14 protein-coding genes are annotated in these 21,058 nt (G+C 65.6%); 10 read left to right on the top strand and 4 right to left on the bottom strand.

Annotation, left to right across the window (positions count from 1 at the left end; genetic code table 11):
- Nucleotides 1-7: 7 nt before the first annotated feature.
- The 3 genes from CLU85_RS08375 to CLU85_RS08385 all read left to right on the top strand — a co-directional run bounded on the left by CLU85_RS08375 (nt 8) and on the right by CLU85_RS08385 (nt 5,147).
- Entirely contained in the window at nt 8-793 is a 786-nt protein-coding gene (locus CLU85_RS08375; protein WP_232727769.1) for a lytic transglycosylase domain-containing protein, read from the top strand.
- A complete protein-coding gene (parC, locus tag CLU85_RS08380; protein WP_100409865.1) occupies nt 790-3,147 on the top strand; it encodes a DNA topoisomerase IV subunit A in 2,358 nt (785 codons plus the stop codon). Before CLU85_RS08375 ends, parC begins: the two co-directional genes overlap by 4 nt.
- 248 nt (nt 3,148-3,395) lie before the next feature.
- The gene (locus CLU85_RS08385) at nt 3,396-5,147 is read left to right on the top strand and encodes a methyl-accepting chemotaxis protein (RefSeq protein WP_100409866.1); all 1,752 of its coding nucleotides are present in this window, start codon (nt 3,396-3,398) and stop codon (nt 5,145-5,147) included.
- Nucleotides 5,148-5,205: 58 nt separating this feature from the next.
- Here the strand turns inward: CLU85_RS08385 and CLU85_RS08390 are convergent, their stop codons facing one another.
- Entirely contained in the window at nt 5,206-5,664 is a 459-nt protein-coding gene (locus CLU85_RS08390; RefSeq protein ID WP_100409867.1) for a RidA family protein, read from the bottom strand.
- A gap of 163 nt (nt 5,665-5,827) precedes the next feature.
- Between CLU85_RS08390 and CLU85_RS08395 the strand changes: the two genes are divergently transcribed.
- The 3 genes from CLU85_RS08395 (at nt 5,828) to CLU85_RS08405 (ending at nt 11,045) form a co-directional block, all read left to right on the top strand.
- Nucleotides 5,828-8,413, top strand: a complete 2,586-nt coding sequence (locus CLU85_RS08395) for a DNA internalization-related competence protein ComEC/Rec2 (protein WP_100409868.1) — start codon at nt 5,828-5,830, stop codon at nt 8,411-8,413.
- A 57-nt stretch (nt 8,414-8,470) separates the two neighbouring features.
- Nucleotides 8,471-10,024 (top strand): circularly permuted type 2 ATP-grasp protein, encoded by a 1,554-nt coding sequence (locus CLU85_RS08400; protein WP_100412439.1) that lies wholly within the window; start codon nt 8,471-8,473, stop codon nt 10,022-10,024.
- A 61-nt stretch (nt 10,025-10,085) separates the two neighbouring features.
- Nucleotides 10,086-11,045: an alpha-E domain-containing protein gene (locus CLU85_RS08405; RefSeq protein ID WP_100409869.1), complete on the top strand. Its 960-nt coding sequence runs from the start codon at nt 10,086-10,088 to the stop codon at nt 11,043-11,045.
- Here CLU85_RS08405 and CLU85_RS08410 read toward each other — a convergent pair.
- The 3 genes from CLU85_RS08410 to CLU85_RS08420 are packed head-to-tail and all read right to left on the bottom strand — an operon-like array spanning nt 11,011 to nt 12,776.
- Nucleotides 11,011-11,511, bottom strand: a complete 501-nt coding sequence (locus CLU85_RS08410) for a hypothetical protein (RefSeq protein ID WP_157803947.1) — start codon at nt 11,509-11,511, stop codon at nt 11,011-11,013. The two genes, CLU85_RS08405 and CLU85_RS08410, sit on opposite strands and share 35 nt — an antisense overlap.
- Nucleotides 11,498-11,827: a VF530 family DNA-binding protein gene (locus CLU85_RS08415; RefSeq protein ID WP_232727770.1), complete on the bottom strand. Its 330-nt coding sequence runs from the start codon at nt 11,825-11,827 to the stop codon at nt 11,498-11,500. The genes CLU85_RS08410 and CLU85_RS08415 overlap by 14 nt, the downstream gene beginning before the upstream one ends.
- A 31-nt stretch (nt 11,828-11,858) precedes the next feature.
- A complete protein-coding gene (locus tag CLU85_RS08420) occupies nt 11,859-12,776 on the bottom strand; it encodes a LysR family transcriptional regulator (RefSeq protein WP_100409871.1) in 918 nt (305 codons plus the stop codon).
- Between the two features lie 192 nt (nt 12,777-12,968).
- Between CLU85_RS08420 and CLU85_RS08425 the strand changes: the two genes are divergently transcribed.
- From CLU85_RS08425 to CLU85_RS08440, 4 genes are all read left to right on the top strand, one after another.
- Nucleotides 12,969-13,850 carry an alpha/beta hydrolase gene (locus CLU85_RS08425; RefSeq protein ID WP_198509158.1) on the top strand — a complete coding sequence of 294 codons (882 nt, stop codon included), beginning with the start codon at nt 12,969-12,971 and terminating at the stop codon, nt 13,848-13,850.
- A 471-nt stretch (nt 13,851-14,321) separates the two neighbouring features.
- A complete protein-coding gene (locus CLU85_RS08430) occupies nt 14,322-15,584 on the top strand; it encodes an efflux RND transporter periplasmic adaptor subunit (RefSeq protein ID WP_100409873.1) in 1,263 nt (420 codons plus the stop codon).
- 28 nt (nt 15,585-15,612) lie between these two features.
- The gene (locus CLU85_RS08435; protein ID WP_100409874.1) at nt 15,613-18,846 is read left to right on the top strand and encodes an efflux RND transporter permease subunit; all 3,234 of its coding nucleotides are present in this window, start codon (nt 15,613-15,615) and stop codon (nt 18,844-18,846) included.
- 109 nt (nt 18,847-18,955) lie between these two features.
- Nucleotides 18,956-20,452, top strand: a complete 1,497-nt coding sequence (locus CLU85_RS08440) for an efflux transporter outer membrane subunit (protein WP_100409875.1) — start codon at nt 18,956-18,958, stop codon at nt 20,450-20,452.
- The last annotated feature ends 606 nt before the right edge of the window (nt 20,453-21,058 follow it).

A 21,058-nucleotide genomic window follows, 5' to 3' on the forward strand; every position in this document is an offset into this window, starting at 1 on the left:
ATGTTTTATGCAGCAAAGGGCCCATGCCGATCTGTGGGCGCATGTGGACGAGCGCGGGGTGACCCACTTTGCCGCCGAGCGGGTGGATGCGCGCTACCAGCTGTTTTTCCGTGGCAACGACTTTGACTCGACCCGGGATGCACCGGCCAACGCCCCGCCTATGCCCTATGCGCTGCCTGCAGCGGGCGCGCGCCTGCTGGCCTTTTTTGACATTGCGCCTGACTACAAGCGCGTCAAGCACCACCTGCGTGCTGCGTCCAGTAAACATGGTGTGGACTACGAATTGTTGCAGGCCGTGATCGCGGCCGAATCCGGCTTTGACGCCACCGCGGTGTCGCCCAAAGGCGCCGTGGGTCTGATGCAGGTGATGCCTGCCACGGCCAACCGCTTTGGCGTGAGCACCGATGCCAAGCGCACGGTGGAGCAAAAGTTGGCCGACCCGGCGGTGAACGTGCCCACCGGCACGCGCTACCTGCGCCACCTGCTGGACCTGTTTCCAGGCCGCATGGACTTGGCCGTGGCCGCCTACAACGCGGGTGAAGGCGCGGTGCAGCGCGCGGGCAACCAGATCCCGGCCTTCAAGGAAACGCAGAACTATGTGCGAACGGTGCTGGGCCTGTATGCCCAGCTCAAGCCGCCAGCCCCGGTGCTGGCGCAACGCGCAGCGCCGGGCCGCGTGCGCATGGAGCTTTCAGGCGGTGCCCTGAACCGGGGCAACCTGCCGCCCACCCGCGTGGGGCAGACGCACAGTGGCTCCCAGAACGTGAATCAAGAACCTGTACCCAACGAATGAGCGATCAACCCACTCTCGATTTCACCACCGCCGGCGACGACGGAGGCGACTCCCTGGGCCTGGCGGGCTATGCCCAGCGCGCCTATCTTGAATACGCGCTGTCGGTTGTCAAAGGCCGAGCGCTACCCGACGTGTGTGACGGCCTCAAGCCCGTGCAGCGGCGCATTCTGTATTCGATGGACCGCATGGGTCTGTCGTACAGCGGCCCTACGCGCAACTCGGCGGCCAAGCCCGTCAAAAGCGCCCGCGTGGTGGGTGACGTACTGGGGCGTTTTCACCCCCACGGCGACCAGTCGGCCTACGACGCGCTGGTGCGCATGGCGCAGGATTTTGCCCAGCGCTACCCGCTGATCGACGGCCAGGGCAACTTCGGCAGCCGCGACGGCGACGGCGCTGCGGCCATGCGTTACACCGAGGCGCGCCTGTCGCGCATCACCAGCCTGCTGCTCGACGAGATTGATGAGGGCACTGTCGATTTCATGCCCAACTACGACGGCAGCACGGAGGAGCCGCGCCAGCTGCCCGCACGCCTGCCGTTTGCGCTGCTCAACGGCGCCAGCGGCATTGCCGTGGGCCTGGCCACGGAAATCCCGAGCCACAACCTGCGCGAGATTGCCGACGCTTGTATTGCGCTTATCAAGACGCCGTCGCTGAGCCAAGAAGAGCTGCTGGCCATCGTGCCCGGCCCGGACTACCCCGGTGGCGGCCAGATCATCAGCGGAGCGGGCGACATTGCGGATGCCTACCGCACCGGCCGTGGCAGCCTCAAGGTGCGCGCGCGCTGGAAGATCGAGGAGATGGCGCGTGGCCAATGGCAACTGGTGGTCAACGAGCTGCCGCCTGGCGTGAGCACGCAGAAGGTGCTCGAAGAGATTGAAGAAATCACCAACCCCAAGGTGAAGGCAGGCAAGAAGGCGCTGAGCCAGGACCAGACGCAATTGAAGGCCAGTATCCTGGCTGTGCTGGACGTGGTCCGAGATGAATCCAGCAAAGACGCCCCCGTGCGCCTGGTGTTCGAGCCCAAAACGGGAAAGACCCCGCAACAGGAACTGATCACGGCATTGCTGGCCCACACCAGCCTGGAGACCTCGGCCCCCATCAACCTCACCATGGTGGGGCTCGATGGCCGGCCCACCCAAAAATCGCTGCGGCAGATGCTGGAAGAGTGGATTGCCTTCCGCCAGACCACCATCACGCGCCGCACGCAGCACCGGCTGGACAAGGTGCTGGATCGCATCCACATCCTCGAAGGGCGGCAGACCGTGCTGCTCAATATCGACGAGGTGATTGCCATCATCCGCGCGGCCGAGGACCCGAAGGCGGCGCTGATCGCGCGCTTCAATCTGAGCGACCGGCAGGCCGAAGACATTCTTGAAATTCGCCTGCGCCAGTTGGCAAGGTTGGAGGCCATCAAGATCGAGCAGGAGCTCAAAGAGCTGCGCGAAAGCCAGGGCAAGCTCGAAGACATTTTGAACAACCCAGGCTCGCTGCGCCGCACCATGGTCAAAGAGATCGAGGCTGACGCCAAGACCTTTGCCGACGCGCGCCGCACCCTCATCCAGGCCGAGAAAAAGGCCGTGGCCGAAGTCAAGGTGGTGGACGAGCCCGTCACGGTGGTCGTCTCTGAAAAAGGCTGGGTGCGTGCCCGCACCGGGCACGGGCACGAGGCCGCCAGCTTTGCCTTCAAGGCAGGCGACGGGCTGTATGGCACGTTTGAATGCCGCACGGTCGATACCCTGTTGGCCTTCGGCAGCAATGGCCGCGTGTATTCAGTGGCCGTGTCGCTGCTGCCCGGTGCGCGCGGTGACGGCCAGCCCGTGACCACGCTCATCGAGCTGGAAACCGGCACGCAGGTGCTGCACTACTTTGCGGGCCCGGCCAACGCCACCTTGCTGTTGTCCAACTCGGGCGGTTACGGTTTTCTGGCAGCGGTCGAGAACATGGTCTCGCGCCAGAAAGGTGGCAAGGCCTTCCTCACTCTGGGCGATGGTGAAACCGTGTGTGTGCCCTCACACGCCGCAGGCACCACGGGCAGCAAGCCGGTGCTGCCCGCCACGCATGTGGCCTGTGCCTCCACGGGCGGGCGCATCCTCACGTTCGAGGTCAGCGAACTCAAGACCATGGCCAATGGCGGCCGAGGGCTGATGCTGATTGACCTGGAAGACAAGGACCAGCTGGCGGGCGCCGCTGCTTACACGCGCAGCATTCGTCTGGACGGTATCGGCCGGGGCGGAAAGGTGCGTGATGAGACGCTGGAGATTCGCAGCCTGAACAACGCCCGCGCCGCGCGCGGACGCAAGGGCAAGGCGGCGGACCTGGGCTTCAAGCCCAGCACGGTGACGCGCGTTGAATAGGTCATTCACCGAGTCCGGCAACGAGGCCACCCACCGGGGTGGCTTTTTTGTTGCCGCCGCGCTTCACGGGTTGCTACGGATTGGACGAAATACGGGAACGGGCGCACCATATGTAAAAAAATGTCTGCGCTGGCGTACGGGTATCTGCGCGCGCTGGACGCAGATGCTGGCCTAACACCGCGCCAGGGCGCCGCCGACGGGCTGCCAGGCAGGCACCGACAACACCCCAATATCGACAGGAGACCATGATGTTCCAACGCATCCGCATCGCCCAGAAACTATGGCTCGCCGTTATCTTTATCGTGGTCATGCTGGCCAGCGTGGTGGGCTTTTCGGCCTACCGATCGGCCAAGGTGCAGGCCGAGGCCGATGAGGTTTCCCGCGAGATGCAAAACCGTGTTGGGGCTGCCATTCGCTGGGCGGGGCTGACCGAGACCAACGCCGCTCGTACACAGGCGCTCATCGTGAGCAGCGATACGGCGGTTGAGTCTGAATTCAAGGACGTAATCTCTGCCACTTCCGCGCAGATCACCGAGGTGCAAAAATCGCTGGAGGGCATGGCCCTGTCTGACGCGGACAAGGCCCAGATGGCCAAGATTGCCGAGGCCCGCAAGACCATGATCGATTTGCGCGGCAAGGCCCGTCAGCTCAAGGCCGATGGCAAGGCCGAGGAAGCCGTTACCCTGGTCAAGCAGACCTACAACCCGGCCGTGGCCACCTATCTCAAGACGCTGCGCGACTTTGTGGAGTTGCAGCAGTCCACTGCGCAGACCAAGCTGGCCGAGATGGCGGCCTCCCGCATGCTCACGGTGAAGATTGCGGCCGTGGCCGTGGCGGCGCTGCTGGCAGCCATCATCGCCGGGGCTTACTACCTGATTGGTAGCATTCAGCGGCCGCTTGCGCAGGCCAATGACCTGGCGGCCAAGATCGCGGCAGGTGACCTCAGCGAGCAGGGCTCGGTCACGCGCGGCGACGAGTTCGGCGACCTGTTGCGCTCGCAGTACGCGATGAGCGATTCACTCGGGCGCATGGTGCACCAGGTGCGCCAGAGCACCGACAACATCGCCATTGCCAGCGCCGAGATCGCCACCGGCAACCATGATCTGTCAGCGCGCACAGAGCAGACATCGAGCAACCTGCAAGAGACGGCAGCGGCCATGGAGCAGTTCACCAGCACCATTGCGCAAAGCGCCAGCAGCGCGCGTCAGGCGAGCAGCCTGGCCGCCAGCGCTACGGGCGTGGCCGAACGTGGTGGTTCGGTGGTGACCCAGGTGGTGTCCACCATGGAAGACATCAATCACAGCAGCAAGAAGATCTCGGACATCATCGGCGTGATCGACGGCATTGCGTTCCAGACCAATATCCTCGCGCTCAATGCGGCCGTGGAGGCTGCGCGTGCAGGAGAGCAGGGGCGGGGCTTTGCTGTGGTGGCGAGCGAGGTGCGCAGCCTGGCGCAACGCAGCGCCGAGGCCGCCAAGGAGATCAAGACGCTGATCAGCGCCTCGGTGGAGAAGGTCGAAACCGGCACCCGCCTGGTGGCCGATGCGGGCACCACCATGAACGACATCGTGCGTTCGGTGCAAAGCGTGACGGACATGATTGGAGAGATCACATCAGCGTCGTCCGAGCAGAGCGCGGGCATCTCGCAAGTCAACCAGGCTGTGGGCAACCTTGACCAGATGACGCAGCAGAACGCCGCGCTGGTGGAGGAGAGCGCCGCCGCCGCACAGAGCCTGCGTGAGCAGGCCGAACACCTGGCGCAAGTGGTGTCGGTGTTCAAGGTCAACGGTGCGGCCTATGGCGGCGTGGCGCCGCCGATGCGTGCAGCGCACACGCCAACGCCCCCCGCCGCGCGGGGGGCATCTGCCCCCGCAAAGCCCGCCGTGGCGGGCAAGCCTGGCACCCAGCGTATCGCCCAGGCCGCCAGCAAGACGGCCAAGGCCAAGGCCCCTGCGCCAGCGCTGGCCCAAGGCGCGGAGGAGGACTGGGAATCGTTCTGAGCCCGGCGCTCGCTGCCCCGCCTGTCGATGGGACGGTGCGCAGCGACGAATCAGGCGGTCACGCCAGTTCAGCGATCAGTTCGATTTCGACGCAGGCGCCCATGGGGATTTGTGCCACGCCGAAGGCGCTGCGGGCGTGTACGCCCTTGTCGCCAAATACCTGGCCCAGCAACTCGCTGGCGCCGTTGGTCACCAGGTGCTGCTCGGTGAAGTCACCTGTGGAGTTCACCAAGCTCATCACCTTCACGATGCGCTGGATGCGGTTCAGGTCACCGCCTGTGGCTGCATGCAGCGTGCCCATGAGGTCGATGGCCACGGCGCGTGCTGCCGCTTTGCCTTCTTCGGTGCCGATGTCGCGGCCGAACTGCGCCGCCCAGGGCTTGCCATCCTTGCGGGCGATGTGGCCGCTCAGGAACACCAGGTTACCGGTCTGCACATAGGGCACATAGGCGGCCGCTGGCACCGACACGGGGGGCAAGGTAATGTTGAGTTCTTTCAGCTTGTCGTAAACGCTCATGGTCTTCCTCGTTATGAGATGGGTGATGGGTGGAATGTTCACGGCCTGCAGGGGCGCAGCCAGCCAAATGGGCGACTCTCAAGCCGGGTGTCGGTGGAGTGTTACACAGCAGCGTGCACCGAATCTGGCCGCCGCCTTGTCAGCGCCGCATTAGCATCAGCCCATGCCCTCCATAAGCGCCTCTAATGCCGCCCTGCTGACTGACCCCAAAGGTGTTTCAGGGGCGGTGGTGCCGCCGCAAGTCCCACCGTGGCGGGTGCCGGCCGTGCTGCTGGGGGTGGTGGTGGGTGCTGCGTTGCAGTTGTTGCAACCCGAGTTGTGGGGCGTATGGGCGTATGGCGCCTTGTTGTGCGGAGTCCTGGTGCTGGGTTGGTGCGCGGCAGCCAGTGCCAGCTTGCGCAGCACTTCACGGTGGGCCAGAGGGGCCGTTGCCGTCTCGGCGGTGGTGGCTTTGGGCGCTGGTGCGCTGGCCATGTTTGCCCTCAGTGGCTTGCGGGCCACGGTCTACCTGCAGCAGCGCCTGGCCCCTGCGCTGGAGGGGCAGGATATCCGCGTGACCGGGGTGGTGTCGGCCATGCCGCAGACCAACGAAGCGGGCACCCGGCTGCGTATGGCGGTGCAGACAGCGCTCCTGAAGGGGACGCCCGTCGAGTTGCCGTCCCAGATCGACCTGGCCTGGTATGGCGGGGCTTTCCGCGATGCAGGCGAGGTGATGGATTTGCAGCGCCTGCCACCCCCGGTGCGGGCGGGTGAGCGCTGGGACCTGACGGTGCGCTTGAAGGCACCGCATGGCCTGCGCAACCCGCACGGTTTTGACTTCGAACTGTGGGCGTGGGAGCAGGGCGTTCAGGCTACCGGCTACGTGCGTGCGGGCCCCAAGGACGAGTCGCCAGTGCGCCTTGCGGCTACGTGGAAGTACCCCGTGGAGCAATGGCGCCAGACCGTGCGCGACGCCATCCTGGACCGGCTCGGGCGCGGCGCAGACGACACCAGCGACCCGGGGCGCGCACGCATTGCCGGCGTGGTAGCGGCGCTGGTCACCGGCGATCAACGCGCCATTGACCGCTCAGACTGGGATGTGTTCCGCGCTACCGGCGTGGCCCACCTCATGAGCATTTCGGGCCTGCACATCACCCTGTTCGCCTGGCTGGCCGCATGGGTGGTGCGCAGCCTGTGGCGGCGATCTGCGCGCCTGTGCCTGGCGGTGCCCGCGCCCTCGGCTGCGCTGGTGGCCGGGGTCGCGCTGGCTGCGGCCTATGCCCTCTTCAGCGGCTGGGGTGTGCCTGCACAGCGCACGGTGACCATGCTGGGTATCGTGGCCTTGCTGCAGTGGAGCGGGCGGCGCTGGCCTTGGCCGCAGGTATGGCTGCTGGCCTGTGCCGCTGTGGTGCTGGTGGACCCCTGGGCGCTGGCCCAGGCAGGTTTCTGGCTGAGTTTTGTGGCGGTGGGGGTGCTATTTGCTACCAATCCGATAGCTGAAGGCGCTTATGAAAAGGGCGCTAAAGGGCATTTTTATGCTTTGCTGCGCGAGCAGTGGGTGGTGACGCTCGCGCTCACGCCCCTGGGCCTGTTGTTGTTTGGTCAGGTGTCGCTGGTGGGCTTTGCGGCCAATCTGGTGGCGATCCCCTGGGTCACTCTGGTGGTCACGCCACTGGCATTGGGCGGAGTCTTGTGGGGGCCGCTGTGGAGCTTGGCGGCGCTCAGTCTGCAGCCGTTGGCGGCATGGCTGCAGTGGCTGGCGCAGTGGCCCTGGGCGGTGGTGTTTCTGCCTGCGGCCCCCCTGTGGGCGGGTGTGGCTGCCGTGGTCGGCGGTGCCGTTTTGGCCATGCGTTTGCCATGGCGTGTGCGGCTGTTGGCGCTGCCTCTGCTGGTGCCCGTGTTCGGTTGGCAGCCTGCGCGGCCGCCAGTGGGGCAGTTCGAGTTGCTGGCGGCGGACATCGGCCAGGGCAATGCGGTGTTGGTGCGCACGGCCACCCACACGCTGTTGTACGACGCGGGGCCGCGTTTCAGCCGCGAGAGCGATGCAGGCCACCGCGTGCTGGTGCCGCTGCTGCGCGCATTGGGCGAGCGGGTGGATGTGCTCATGCTCAGCCACCGCGATGCCGACCACACGGGCGGCGCGGCTGCGGTGTTGGCACAGCAGCCCCAGGCCGTGCTCACCGGTTCCATTGAAGCCGAGCATGTGCTGCAGACCCTGCGTCCCGCCAGCCCCTGCCTTGCCGGCCAACGCTGGGATTGGGATGGTGTCGTCTTCGAGGTGTTGCACCCCCTCGCAGGGGACGGCGCTCCGGCCCCCCGTGCGCCGCGCCCCAATGCCTTGAGCTGCGTGTTGCGCGTCGCGGCGGCCGGGTCAGAGGGAGCTGTGGCCTTGCTGGTGGGGGATATCGAGGCTCCCCAGGAGCACTCCCTGGTGGCACGTGGCGCGGCATTGCGGGCCGATCTGCTGCTGGCGCCCCACCATGGCAGCAAGACATCGTCCTCCCCCGTGTTTCTGGAGACCGTTCAGCCTCGCACCGCTTTGGTGCAGGCTGGGTATCGCAATCGTTTTGGGCATCCGGCGCCCGACATATTGCAGCGTTACCGCGAGCGCAACATCCGGGTGGTGGAGTCTTCGCGCTGTGGGGCAGCCACATGGGCATCCGCCGACCCCTCCGTGGTGGCGTGCGAGCGCGACACGAGTCGGCGGTACTGGCAGCACGACATGCCAGCGCGGGAGCAGCGATCGGACGGGATGGCGCAGCGCGATTGAGGGCTGTTCGGGGTGGTGGGCGCGCAACTTGCTATCCTGTTCACAGGAGGCCCGTTCATGCAGAAATTTGATGAGATGTACGCCATGCTGCCTTTTGATGGCAGCGATGTGCGGGAGCACTACAAGCGTTATGCGCAGTGGTTGAGCAAACAGCCCCCCGACGTGATGCAGGCCCGTAGGGCCGAAGCCGAGATGATCTTCCGGCGCGTGGGCATCACCTTCGCCGTCTACGGCGCCAAGGACGAAGGCGGCGCTGGCAATGAGCGGCTGATTCCGTTCGACCTGATTCCCCGCATCATCCCGGCCCACGAGTGGAGCAGCATGCAGCAGGGCTTGGTGCAGCGGGTCACGGCGCTCAACCGGTTCATCCACGATGTTTACCATGGCCAGGACATCATCCGTGCCGGCATCGTGCCCGCCGACCTCATCCTCAACAACGCACAGTACCGGCCTGAAATGGCGGGCGTGCAAGTGCCTCAAAACATCTACGCGCACATCGCGGGCATCGACATCGTGCGCGCCCCCAATGCGCAGGGCGAGGGCGAATATTACGTGCTGGAGGACAACCTGCGCGTGCCCAGTGGCGTGAGCTACATGCTCGAAAACCGCAAGATGATGATGCGGCTTTTCCCCGAGTTGTTCAGCCTGCACAAGGTGGCACCCGTGGCGCACTACCCCGACATGCTGCTCGAAACCCTGCGTGCCAGCGCTCCGGCCACGGCCGACGAGCCCACGGTGGTGGTCTTGACGCCCGGCATGCACAACAGCGCGTACTTCGAGCATGCCTTCCTCGCCCAGCAGATGGGGGTGGAACTGGTGGAAGGCCAGGACCTCGTGGTCAAGGACAAGTTCGTCTACATGCGCACCACGCGTGGCCTGCAGCGGGTGGACGTGATCTACCGCCGCGTGGACGACGACTTCCTCGATCCGCAGGTGTTCCGCCGCAACTCCACGCTGGGTTGTGCGGGTTTGATGGAGGCCTATCGGGCGGGCAACGTGGGCATCTGCAACGCCGTGGGCACCGGGGTGGCGGACGATAAATCGGTGTACCCCTACGTGCCCGAGATGATTCGCTTTTACCTGGGCGAAGAGCCTATCCTGAAAAACGTACCCACCTGGATGTGTCGCAAGCAGGACGACCTGCAGCATGTGCTGGCGAACCTGAAGGACCTGGTGGTCAAGGAGGTACACGGTGCGGGCGGCTACGGCATGCTGATTGGGCCTGCGGCCACCCAGGCCGAGATCGAGGACTTCCGCCGTGCGCTGCTGGCCAACCCGGCGGGCTATATCGCGCAGCCCACGCTCAGCCTGTCGAGCTGCCCCACGTATGTGGAAAGTGGCATCGCTCCGCGCCACATTGATCTGCGCCCCTTTGTGCTCAGCGGGCGCGAGGTTCAGATGGCGGCCGGTGGTCTCACGCGCGTGGCGCTGCAGGAAGGCTCGTTGGTGGTCAACTCGTCCCAGGGCGGTGGCACCAAGGACACCTGGGTGCTGGGCGAGGCAGCGGCGTCGGTGCAGGCCCCATCGCAGTCTCAATCGCAGTCGCAAGGCATGAAGGCAACGACCCCGTCTCAGTCTCAGTCGCAAAGTCAAACGCAAGGGAGCCTTTGAGTATGCTGAGCTGCACTGCTGACCACCTGTCCCGGAAGCCCTGCTCGATCAAGGAGTCCGTATGCTGAGCCGCACCGCCGACCATTTGTTCTGGATGTCCCGCTACACAGAGCGGGCCGAGAACACCGCACGCATGCTCAATGTGAGCTATGAAACCTCTCTGTTGCCCCAGGCCGCTGATGTGGCTCAGAAAGGCTGGGAGGGGCTGCTGTCCATCAGTGAGCTGATTCCCGCCTATACCGCCAAACACGGCGAAGTGACGCCCGAGCGTGTGTTGGCTTTCATGGTGCGCGACGGCACCAATCCCTCATCCATCCTGTCGTGCCTGCGCGCCGCGCGCGAAAACGCCCGCGCCGTGCGTGGCGCGTTGACCACCGAGGTATGGGAGACGCAGAACCAGACCTGGCTGGAATTGCACCGGCAACTCGAAGGCGACGCCTTTGAGCGCGATCCGGGCCAGTTTTTTGAATGGGTGAAGTACCGCTCGCACCTGTCGCGCGGCGTGGTGCTGGGCACCATGCTGCAGGACGAGGCTTTTCACTTCCTGCGCATGGGCACTTTTCTGGAGCGTGCTGACAACACAGCACGGTTGCTGGACGTCAAGTTCCATGCCGTCAAGAACGATTTCTTTGGCCGCGCCAGCGAGCGCAACCAGGAGAGCGATTTCTACCACTGGAGCGCCATTTTGCGCAGCGTCTCGGCGTTTGAGGTGTACCGCAAGGTGTACCGCGATGTGATCACCCCTGGGCGTGTGGCAGACCTTCTGATTTTGCGCCGCGACATGCCGCGCTCGTTACACGCCTGTCTGCGCGAGGTGGTGGACAACCTGGCGGTGCTTGCCAATGGCCAGTCTGCAGAAACGAATCGCAGGGCAGGGCGCCTGCTGGCCGATCTGCAATACGGCCGCATTGACGAGATCCTGGCGACGGGGCTGCATGCTTTCCTCACGCAGTTCCTGGACAGGGTCAATGACCTGGGAGGCGGTATCAGCCGCGATTTTCTGGTGACAGCCGAAGATTGAGGTGCTGCATGGCGACGCCGTGCAGCGCCAGTCCTATCAGGTAGGGCGCCAAAAGTGTCCAAGGAGATTCCAGCACAGCGCGCACTGGCGCGCTGCTGTGTACCCACAGCGGCAGAGCTGCACCCCACGGCGCATGCAGGCTCGCATTCAGGATCCCAAAGGTCGTGAGCGCCAGGCCCACGACCGCGCTGAGTGCGATGCAGTAGGCCACGGGCAACTTGCGGCGCCCCGCAATGGCCACGAAGACCGCGCTGAAGAAGACGCCCAAGAACATGGCCGCCAGCCAGGCCACCGGCCACCAGCCAGCGCCTTCTGTGGCGGACTGTGCTACCAGCAGTGCGTTGAGGCCGCCCAAGACGCCCAGCGTCAGCAGCGGCGCCAGAAAGTTGCGGTACCTTGCGCTCAGCTGTGCGGAATACGCCGGTGGCGGTTGGAGCAAATGCCCTGGCATTTCACTCTTGCGCATTGCGCTTTTGGTCCCTCAGCATGAAGAGATACAGGCTCTCGACCTTCTCGCGTGCCCATGGGGTCTTGCGCAAAAATTTGAGGCTGGATCCTACGCTCGGGTCGCTTTGAAAGCAGCGGATCGGGATTTGCCGGCCCAGTTCATCCCACCCAAAATAATCGGCCAGCGCCACCACAATCGCTTCCAGCGTCACGCCGTGCAAAGGATTGTGGGGTTGTTTAGCGGGCGTTTTGGGCTGGGGGGTGTTGGCAGACGAGGGCAGGTCTCCGCTGGTGTTGTCTGGAGCGGAAGGGGGGGTGGGCTCGGTGGCATTCATGGCCGCAAGCATAAAGCCGCCGGGCACGGCGTCACACCACCCGCTGCAGGTAGCTCTCGCGCTGGAACAGTTCTGCGGCCCAGTCCACAAACGCGCGCACCTTGGCGCTCAGGTGCCGGTTGGGGGGGTACACCACGTATACGGGCAGCAGCGGCTGGGTCCACTCGGGCATCAGCTGGACCAGTGCGCCGCTTTTGAAATGGCGCGCAGCCTGGTAGCTGGTGATCTGGCCAATGCCCAATCCGGCGAGCAGTGATGTCACATACGCATTGCTCTCGTTCACGCTGAGCTGGTAGGGGCCTGTGATATCAATGGATTCATCTCCCTTGCGAAACTCCAGGGGGTAGTGGCGGCCGCTCTGCGGCGAAAAGTAAATCACGCTCGCATGTTTTTCCTCGATCTCCAGCGGGTGGGTGGGTGTTCCCTTGCGCTCCAGATAGGCGGGGGATGCCACGGTGATGAATTCCAGGTTGCCAATCCGGCGGGCCACCAGAGACTGATCGGTCAGCTCTCCACCGCGAATCACGCAATCTACGTTGTCCCCGATCAGGTCCACCATGCGGTCGCTCACACCCAGGTCCACCTGAATGTCGGGATAGCGGGCATGAAACTCTGCCAGGTGCGGAATGATGAGCAACTGCGCCACCGAGGTGCCCACATCCACGCGCAAGCGCCCGCGCGGGTTGGCTCGCGCGTTGGTCATGCTGGCCTCGATGTCGTCCAGGTCGGTCAGCAGGCGCACCGTTCGGTCGTAGTAGGCTGCACCATCGGGCGTGACCGTCACGCGGCGCGTGGTGCGGTTGAGCAGCTTCACGCGCAGCCGCTCCTCCAGCGCCTGAACGTGTTTGGTGACCGTGGCCTTGGGCAGCGAGAGGGAATCTGCTGCCCGGGTAAACGTGCCGGCCTCCACCACCCGCACGAATATGCGCATGGCCTGTATTTGGTCCATGGCTTCTCCTTGAATCTGGAACGTCAGCACCCACCAGTGGGTGCTGCGGAATTCTCACACGCGTCCCCCACTTTGATTGTTGAGCTTTTGGAAACAGTGCGGTGGTGTTTGACCTGTTTATCCCGTAGGCGCAAACCACTACATTTCATCCATCGTCAACCGACCCTCTACCTACTTACTGGGTATCCTGCCATGCAGCCCGACCGCCCGTCTTCGTCATCTTCGCCATCGCAGTCTGCTGCGGCGCCCGCCAAGGCGTCCAGGGTGGCTTCGTCCGTGTGCGCCGATTCCACCATTGAGGTGACCCGGGGGCAGGACGTGGCAGTGCGCATGTACGGCCGCAAGAAGACCGGCCAGGCGTCACCGGTGATCGTGCACTTCCACGGCGGGGCCTTCATGTCGGGTGACCTGGACAACGGCTGCACGGTGGCCTCGCTGCTGGAGAGTGCCGGGGCTGTGGTGGTGTCGGTGGCGTATCCGCTCACGCCCTTTCCGCAGCCGGTGGACACGGGTTACGGCGTACTCAAGTGGGTGCACAAGCACCGCACCAAGCTCGGAGGGCAGGGCGCAGCCGTGTACCTGGCAGGCGAAGAGGCGGGCGGCAACCTGGCTGCCGCCGTGGCACTGATGGCGCGCGATCAGTCGCACCCCCCGATGGCTGGGCAGATTCTGCTGTCGCCCATGCTGGACCCCTGTGTGGGCACCGCGTCGCTGCGCGAGGCCACGGGTGATTCCACGGGCTGCAAGTGGACCGAAGGCTGGCGCAACTTTCTGCGTTGCCCACGCGATGCGGAGCACCCCTATGCCGTGCCGGCCGGTGCACAGCGCCTGGCGGGGCTACCACCCACGCTGATTCTGGTGGGGGACACCGACCCCATGCACGATGAGGCGCTGGCCTACGCGGCCCGGCTGGAGGCCGCCGGCCTGCCGGTCACCCGCCACGTGTTCTCCAAGAACCCGCAGTGGCCCGATGCCCTGCTGCAGACCGGTCCGCACGAATGCCCTTGTGCGGCGGGTGCGCAGGAGCAGTTCCGGCAGTTCTTTGCCTCCACGCGAAGTCCGGTGCCGTCCTGACGACGGCCCCTGACACCTTCTCACACCCCTGACAGCCGCTGACCTCCACCCGGGTGGAGGCAGAGAAACGCGGGCTCGGCGCGAGCCCCATTCCCTTTTTGCATCTTGATTTCCGGCCTGGCGTGCCGGAGGGGGAACGCTTGCCCGGCGTTGCCCGCTCCGCATGTCCTAGAGCCCACTTTAGCCATTCAAACGACACGGAGGAAAGAACACACCATGCATGCATTCCTGATCACACCGGCCTGTGGCGACTGTCACAGCGCACCCGGCCGCACCGTCTTTTGACGGTGGCACGCAGGCCGCCCCGGTGTTTGTCGCCGGGGTATTGACCTTTCCACCGTGTCATTGCCGAGACTTCATCCCGCTCCCTTTGCATTGACACCTGCCGAGCACAGCCCACAGGCGCCAGCGCTCGGCGGACAAGCTTCACAGCGTGCTCCACAAGGGCACACCTACTGATCGAAAGTGACCATGAACTTCCCATCCTTCTCCAAGTTCTCCCAGCGCCGCCCCCTGGGCCTGGCCACGCTTGCCACGGCCGTGACGGCCACCGTGGCGGCTGCTGTTCTGGTGTTTCAGGCACCCGTGGCGCAGGCGGATAGCGCCCCCGCAGCACCGCCCGCCATGCCGGTGTCGGTGGCTGCCGTGCTGCAAAAAGACATCGCCCTGTGGGACGAGTTTTCTGGCCGGCTTGAAGCCGTGCAGCGCGTGGATGTGCGCCCCCGCGCTTCTGGCGCTGTGCAGGCCGTGCATTTCCGCGAAGGCTCGCTGGTCAAGCAGGGCGACCTGCTGGTCACGGTGGACCCCGCCCCCTACGCTGCCGAGGTGGACCGCGCCGAAGCCCAGGTGGTCGCCGCTCAGGCCCGCGTTTTGTACACCCGCAGCGAGCTGGAGCGCGCCACGCGCCTGCTCGAAGAAAAAGCCATTGCCCAGCGCGAGCACGACGAACGCCTGAACGCCCAGCGCGAGGCCGACGCCAACCTGCGCGCCGCCCAGGCTGCGCTGCAAACCGCCAAGCTGAACCTCGGCTACACCCAGGTGCGCGCCCCCGTGTCTGGTCGCGTGGGCCGCATCGAAGTCACCGTGGGCAACCTGGTGGCGGCCGGTGCGGGCGCCCCCGTGCTGACCACGCTGGTGTCGGTGAGCCCCATCTACGCGAGCTTCGATACCGACGAGCAGATCGTGGTGAAGGCGCTGGCCGACCTGCAAAGCAGCCAGCGTGGCAACAGTGCGCGCCAGCTGATCGAGCGCATTCCTGTGCAGATGGGCACTGGCACTGCGGGCAGCACGCCCCACGTTGGCAAATTGCAGCTCATCGACAACCAGGTCGATGCCAAGAGCGGCACCGTGCGTGTGCGTGCTGTGTTTGATAACGAAGACGGTGCCTTGATGCCCGGCCAGTTCGCCCGCATCCGCATGGGCCAGGCCCGCAACACGCAGGCGCTGCTCATCAACGAACGTGCTGTGGGCACCGATCAGAACAAGAAGTTCGTGATGGTGGTGGGCGAGGGCAACAAGGCCGAGTACCGCGAAGTCACGCTGGGCGCGCCGATTGACGGCCTGCGCGTGGTCACCTCGGGCCTCAAGGCGGGCGAGAACATCGTCGTCAACGGCCTGCAGCGCGTGCGCCCCGGCGCCGTGGTGGCGCCGCAGCCTGTGCCCATGACCGCCAAGGCCGAGATTGCGGGTGATCGCAAGGAAGCCAAGAACGCCGCCAAGTCGCCAGCCGCCTGAGCGCGCTGGACACCAGGAATTTGCATCCATGAACCTGTCCCGCTTTTTCATCGACCGCCCCATCTTTGCCGGGGTGCTGTCGGTGCTCATCTTCCTCGGGGGGCTCATCGCATTGCGCGGTCTGCCTATCTCTGAATACCCTGAAGTCGCGCCGCCCTCCGTGGTGGTGCGCGCACAGTACCCGGGCGCCAACCCCAAGGTGATCGCCGAGACCGTGGCCACGCCGCTGGAGGAATCCATTAACGGTGTGGAAGGCATGCTCTACATGGGCAGCCAGGCCACCACTGATGGTGTGATGACGCTGACGGTGACCTTTGCCCTCGGCACCGACCCCGACAAGGCCCAGCAGCTGGTGCAGAACCGCGTCTCGCAGGCCGAGCCTCGTCTGCCTGAGGAAGTGCGCCGTCTTGGTGTGACGACCGTCAAGAGCGCGCCGGACCTGACCATGGTGGTCCACCTGGTCTCGCCCAACAACCGCTACGACATCGACTACCTGCGCAACTACGCCGTGCTCAATGTGAAGGACCGCCTTGCGCGCATCCAGGGCGTGGGCCAGGTGCAGATATTTGGCGGCGGCGACTACTCCATGCGTGTGTGGCTCGACCCGCAAAAGGTCGCGCAGCGCGGCCTCTCGGCCAGCGACGTGGTGGCCGCCATCCGCGGCCAGAACGTGCAGGCCGCTGCGGGTGTGGTGGGTGCATCGCCCGGCCTGCCCGGCGTGGACTTGCAACTGTCCATCAACGCGCAGGGCCGCCTGCAGACCGAAGAAGAGTTCGGCGACATCATCGTCAAGACCGGTGCGGATGGTGCGGTGACACGCCTGCGCGACATCGCCCGCCTGGAGCTGGGCGCGGCCGACTATTCGCTGCGCTCGCTGCTCAACAACGACCCTGCCGTGGGCATGGGCGTGTTCCAGGCGCCGGGCTCCAACGCGCTCGACATCTCGGCCAACGTGCGCAAGACCATGGACGAGATCCAGAAGAACATGCCCGAAGGCGTGGAATACCGCATTGCGTACGACCCGACGCAGTTCGTGCGTGCGTCGATCCAATCCGTGATCCACACGCTGCTCGAAGCCATCGCCCTCGTGGTGCTGGTGGTGATTTTGTTCCTGCAGACCTGGCGCGCGTCCATCATCCCGTTGCTGGCGGTGCCGGTGTCGGTGGTGGGTACGTTTGCCGTGCTGCACCTGCTGGGCTTTTCGATCAATGCGCTGAGCCTGTTCGGTCTGGTGCTGGCCATCGGCATCGTGGTGGACGACGCCATCGTGGTGGTGGAGAACGTGGAGCGCAACATCGAGGCGGGCCTGACCCCGCGCGAGGCCACTTACCGCGCCATGCGCGAAGTGTCTGGCCCCATCATTGCCATCGCACTGGTGCTGGTCGCCGTGTTCGTGCCGCTAGCTTTCATCAGCGGGCTCACGGGGCAGTTCTACCGCCAGTTCGCGGTCACCATTGCGATCTCCACGGTGATCTCGGCCATCAATTCGCTGACCCTGTCGCCTGCGCTGAGCGCCTTGCTGCTCAAGGGCCACAACGAGCCCAAGGACGCGCTCACGCGTGGCATGGACAAGGTGTTCGGTGGCTTGTTTCGCGGCTTCAACCGCCTGTTCCATCGCGGCTCCGAGGCCTATAGCGGTGGCGTCAAGCGCGTCATCGGCCGCAAGGCGCTGATGTTCGTGATCTACCTGGCGCTGGTGGGTGCCACCGTGGGCCTGTTCAAGATCGTGCCCGGCGGCTTCGTGCCCGCGCAGGACAAGCAATACCTGATCGGTTTTGCCCAGCTGCCCGACGGCGCCACACTGGACCGCACCGAGAACGTGATCCGCCGCATGGGCGAAATCATGAAGGAGAACCCGAACGTCGAAGACGCGATTGCCTTCCCGGGCCTGTCGATCAACGGCTTCACCAATAGCTCCAACTCCGGCATCGTGTTCGCCACGCTCAAGCCCTTTGCCGAGCGCACGCGTGCCGACCAGAGCGGTGGCGCCGTGGCGGGGCAGTTGAACCAGGCGTTTGGCAGCATCCAGGACGCGTTCATCGCCATGTTCCCGCCGCCCCCGGTGGCGGGCCTGGGCACCACGGGCGGCTTCAAGCTGCAGATCGAAGACCGCGCATCGCTGGGCTACGAAGCCATGGACAACGCCGTGAAGGCGTTCATGGCCAAGGCCTACCAGACGCCCGAGCTGGCCGGTATTTTCAGCAGCTGGCAGGTCAACGTGCCGCAGCTGTACGCCAACATCGACCGCACCAAGGCGCGCCAGCTGGGGGTGCCGGTGACGGACATTTTCGACACGCTGCAGATTTACCTGGGCAGCCTGTACGCCAACGACTTCAACCAGTTCGGCCGCACCTACAGCGTGCGCGTGCAGGCCGATGCGGCCTACCGTGCGCGGGCTGAAGACGTGGGCCTGCTCAAGGTGCGCTCCACCACGGGTGAGATGGTGCCCCTGTCGGCGCTGATGAAGATGGAGCCCAGCTTTGGCCCCGAGCGTGCCATGCGCTACAACGGCTACCTGGCCGCTGACATCAATGGCGGCCCCGCACCCGGCTACTCGTCGGGCCAGGCCCAGGCCGCCATCGAACGCATCGCCAAGGAGACGCTGCCCCAGGGCATCACCTTCGAGTGGACCGAGCTGACCTACCAGGAAATCCTGGCCGGCAACTCCGCAGTGCTGGTGTTCCCGCTGGCGATCCTGCTGGTGTTCCTGGTGCTGGCAGCGCAGTACGAAAGCCTCACGCTGCCCATTGCCATCATTTTGATCGTGCCCATGGGCATCCTGGCGGCCATGACCGGGGTGTGGCTCAGCAAGGGCGACAACAACGTGTTCACGCAGATCGGGCTCATCGTGCTGGTGGGGCTGTCGGCCAAGAACGCGATCCTGATCGTGGAATTTGCGCGCGAGCTGGAGTTTGCCGGGCGCACGCCGGTGCAGGCCGCCATCGAGGCCAGCCGCTTGCGACTGCGCCCCATCCTGATGACCTCGCTGGCCTTCGTGATGGGCGTGTTGCCCCTGGTGCTGTCCACCGGCGCGGGCGCCGAAATGCGCAGCGCCATGGGCGTGGCCGTGTTCGCCGGGATGATTGGTGTGACGGCCTTTGGCCTGTTCCTCACGCCCGTGTTTTACGTGCTGCTGCGCAAGCTGGCAGGCAACCGCCCGCTGGTGGAGCACGGCGCGCATGTGGCGCCGATCTCGCACACCCCTGGCACCGGTGGCACCGCTCACCCCGTGCTGGCCGCGCCGCGCAAGGAGCACGAGTGATGCCCCTGACCACGGTGACAACAACGACCTTTTTGGCCCTAGACGCTCGCTCCACGGTGCACCCGCTGCTGAATGCGGCGGGTGCATCGGCCGGGGCAGGAGACCAACCATGACCGATTTGCTCTTGAAGAAAAACTCCACCGACGGCGTCCTTGCAGCGCGCAGGCGCAGCCTGCTCGCGCCCCTGGCCGCCGCCCTGGTACTGGCCGGTTGCATGACCCAGCCCGTGGCCCCCGCGCCGCATGCGGGCGTGCCCGTGCCCACCAGTTTCACGGCAGGTGGCGACGCGCTGCCCGCCGCCCCCTGGACGGTGGCCGCCCCCGCCGAGGCGCAGCCGCGCGGCGAGTGGTGGCTGGGCTTTCAAGACCCGGTGCTGGCCGACCTGGTGCAGCGTGCGGGCACGGCCAACACCAGCATCCAGCAGGCGGCAGCACGGCTGGCCGAGGCGCGCTCGCTGCTGCGCTCTGCCGATGCCGCGCGCTCGGTGCAAGTGGGCGCCTCGGCGGGCGTAACGCGCCAGGCAGGTGCTGCCACCACGGGCAGCGCAGCACCCGCCACGTTGGGCACGGCGGGGCTCAATGCCTCGTACGAGCTGGACCTGTTTGGCCGCCTCTCGCAAACCAGCGACGCCGCGCGCCTGGACGCCGACACGCGTGAGGCCCTGCTGCAAAGCACGCGCCTCATGGTGCAGGCCGACGTGGCGCAAACGTATCTCCAGCTGCGCGCCGTGCAGGCTGAGCAGGGGCTGGTGCAAGAGAGCTTGGCTGCCTACGAAGGCACGCTGCGCCTCACGCAGCGTCGCCTGCAGGCGGGCGACGTGGCCGAACTGGACGTGGCCCGCGTGCAGACCGAAGTGGCGGCCACCGAATCCGAAGCCCTGGCCTTGCAGCGCCAGCAAGCCCTGCTGACCAACGCGCTGGCCGTTCTGGCGGGCGAGGTGGCCAGCGGCTTTGTGCTGCCGCCTGCGACGGGCGATGCCGCGCTGCCCGTGATCCCCCCCGGCGTGCCTGGCACCGTGCTGGCGCGCCGCCCGGATGTGTCGGCTGCCCAGACGGCCGTGCTGGCCGCCCAGGCCCGCGTGGGCGTGGCGCAGAAGGCTTGGTTCCCTGCCGTCACGCTCACCGGCAATGCGGGGCATGCTTCGCCGGAGCTGGGTGATTTGTTCAAGTGGTCTGCGCGTGCCTGGGGCCTGAGTGCGCTGCTATCGCTGCCGATCTTTGACGGCGGCCAGCGCGACGCGCAGATCGAGGGCGCCAAGGCGCGCCTGGAAGCTGCGCTGGCGGACCACCGTGGGCAGGTGCTCAATGCGTTTCGTGACGTGGAGGACCAACTGACCTCGCTGCGCCTGTTGTCCGGCCAGGCCGAGGCGCAGGGGCGCGCGGTGACGGCGGCGCGGCGGGCTACGCAGTTGTCGGATGTGCGGTACCGCAATGGCTTGGTGAGCCAGCTGGAGCTGCTGGACGCGCGCCGCAGTGAGCTGCGCAATCGGCGGCAGGAGTTGCAGGTGCGGACGGCGCAGTATGTGGCGACGGTGGGGTTGATTCGGGCGCTGGGAGGTGGCTGGGGGGATCAGCCTGCGGTGAAGTTGGCACAGGTGTCGCCGTAGCTTTTGATTGCTATTTTTGAGTGTTTTTGGCTGCTAGCGCTTATCTGGAAAGTGCTAGTAGCTATTGTTTTTATAGCTTAGAAGCTTTTCCCACCCGTTCGGGCTGAGCCCGTCGAAGCTTGGGCGTGCTGGTCGGGTCAGCGTGCTTGGGTTGAGTGCGGAGGCCGGGTTGTCGCCCCGGCGGGCGAGTCACTTTCTTTTGCTTCGCCAAAAGAAAGTCACCAAAGAAAAGGCGACCCCCAGTCTGCGACCCCCACGCGGTGCGTGGGGGGGCAAACCTGCGTCGGGGCGGTTGCGGGGTGCGCCGTGGAACTCGCTTTGCTGCTGCGCAGCGCCGCTCGGACAACCACGGCGAGCTAGATAACAAGGCATGGGCGCTAGGGCGCCCATGCTCACCCCGCAACCGCCCCGACGCAGGCGCAGCCAGCAGGGGTGGGGAGCCGAAAAGCCGAACACCTGAACACCCACACGGGCCATTGCTTCGCTCGGCCTAGCGGTCGCGGCGCGAAGCGCCCGCGCGTTCGGGGCCGAGTGCAGCGCAGCGAAGCAATGGCCCGCGTGGATGTCCGATCCCGGGGGGTTCCCTTCAGGATGCGCCGAGGAGCG

This window comes from Acidovorax sp. 69 (assembly GCF_002797445.1).
Taxonomy (GTDB): Bacteria; Pseudomonadota; Gammaproteobacteria; order Burkholderiales; family Burkholderiaceae_C; genus Acidovorax.